The 282-nt window shown below is 48.9% G+C and carries 1 pseudogene; it reads right to left on the reverse strand.

The window, feature by feature from the left end:
- Positions 1-282, reverse strand: a pseudogene (locus AB4585_RS23705) (ABC transporter ATP-binding protein); the annotation flags it as partial.

Below are 282 nucleotides of genomic sequence, written 5' to 3' on the forward strand. Positions count from 1 at the left end.
TAGCTAGGGTGCAAGGTCACAACGTGGTTGAACACCGCAAGACGAATATCTGCACTGACCCGCTCACCAACCGATGAGACAAGATAGAATCTAAAGAAGGTACCGATGGAGATACAGACAGTCACAATAACAATGAATTGAATCGCACTACCAAGATCGCTGAGTGAGCGCTGGGAGAAGCCCTCATCGATGAGCAAGCGAACACCGTGGCCTACGGATAGCGTCAGACCTGCGGTAAAAAACAGGGCAATTAGAGCAGCAATAACCTTGCCTTTATAAGGC

The organism is Vibrio sp. 10N.222.49.C9 (genome assembly GCF_041474985.1).
In the GTDB taxonomy this organism is placed as follows: Bacteria; Pseudomonadota; Gammaproteobacteria; order Enterobacterales; family Vibrionaceae; genus Vibrio; species Vibrio crassostreae_C.